The sequence below is a fragment of the Ureibacillus suwonensis genome (assembly GCF_042655065.1).
Lineage (GTDB): Bacteria > Bacillota > Bacilli > Bacillales_A > Planococcaceae > Ureibacillus > Ureibacillus suwonensis.
Genome location: NZ_JBHSNQ010000124.1, coordinates 1 through 1,436, shown reverse-complemented (window position 1 = coordinate 1,436; position 1,436 = coordinate 1). Strand labels below are relative to the sequence as shown.

Sequence of the window (1,436 nt, the reverse complement as noted above, 5' to 3'; positions counted from 1 at the left end):
GGTACCGTCAAGAATTTTGTGTAATGTAAGATAGATAGGGTATCTCTGAAATGGATTTGGAATGGATAGGGAACCGGTTTCCTTCACACAAGAGACTGAATATTCAGTCTCTTGTGTGGAAAGGGAAAATCCCCTTATTTTGTTTATTTACAATATTTGGTTAACAATAACGTTCTTCAAACATTCGTTGAAGGGCTTCTTGCGCTTCGGCAAATCCTCGCAACTTTCGCCCTGCCCATTTCTCGTTAAAGTCCTGTATCGTCAAATATACGACTTTTTCAGCGGCTTCTAAACTGCTCAAACTGTTCATCGGTTTTAGGCGTTTCCGAATCTCCTTGATCGTTCGTTCGATGGCATTGGTCGTATAAATCACACTTCGAATACTGCTTGGATAGTCCATAAAGGTGAGAAGGACATCCAACTCATTTGCCCAAGATTGGACTTCTCTCGGATACTTGCTGGACCATTTCGACTCAAACTGTTGAAACATTTGTAACGCCATCTCCTTATTCGGCGCGCGATAAATCAGCTTGAGGTCCTCTGCCACTTCGAATTGGTCTTTTTTCCGAACACGGTTGAGGGTGTTGCGGACTTTGTGCACGACACAGCGCTGCACATCGGCTTTCGGATACACCGCCTTAAAGGCTTCCTCCAACCCCGGAAGGCCATCGAAGACGCCAAGAAGCACTTCCTTGACGCCTCTTTTGTAGAGCTGTTGGAGAATCTCCTGCCATACATAGGCGCTTTCTTGTCCTCCTACGAAGAAATCAAGAATTTCACGATACCCTTCTTCGTTCACCCCCAATACCACATAAATAACTTCTTTCTCTACCGTATCCCGGCGAAGTTTCACGTACAAGCCGTCCAAATATAAGACCGAATAACGCTGGTGTAGTGGACGAGCGTGCCATTTCTCGATGTCTTCTTTCACGACATCGGTAATCCGGCTGATCGTCGCTGGAGAATAAGCATTTCCTAGAATTCGTTCGATAAACTTGCCAATTTCCCGTGTACTCATGCCACTTTGATACATCCTAATGATGGCTTCCTCCAGCCAGCCGGTGTGGCGTTGATAAGGGGCAAACAACTGTGTTTGAAATTCCCCGTTTCGGTCTCTTGGAACCAAAAGACCCTCAATCCGGCCATATTGCGTATCTAGATTTCGCTGATAGTAGCCGTTTCTCATATTCGGCGTTCCAGCCTGTTCGATTTCGAGGAAATGTTTGATTTCTTCCCGCATAATCAGCTCTAATTTTTCCTTCACAAACTGACGAATGACACTTTCCAGTTGATTTGCCCAGTCGACATTCGGTATACTTCTTTTAGACATAGGTAGGGTACTCCTTTCTCTAAGATTTTTGGTCCAAATCAGAGAATACCCTACCTTTTTTCTTTTTGCCTAGCAAAATGCTTTACACAAACTTTTATACATCATC

At 44.3% G+C, this 1,436-nt stretch carries 1 protein-coding gene; it reads right to left on the bottom strand.

Annotated elements, in window-relative coordinates; translation table 11 throughout:
- Positions 1–160: 160 nt before the first annotated feature.
- On the bottom strand, positions 161–1,330 hold the full coding sequence (locus ACFPOH_RS11060) for an IS256 family transposase (protein WP_390309668.1): 1,170 nt from the start codon (positions 1,328–1,330) through the stop codon (positions 161–163).
- Between the last annotated feature and the right edge of the window lie 106 nt (positions 1,331–1,436).

Coding starts and splice junctions, on each gene's coding strand:
- ACFPOH_RS11060 (WP_390309668.1), bottom strand. CDS start 1,330: ATGTCTAAAAGAAGTATACCGAATGTCGACTGGGCAAATCAACTGGAA.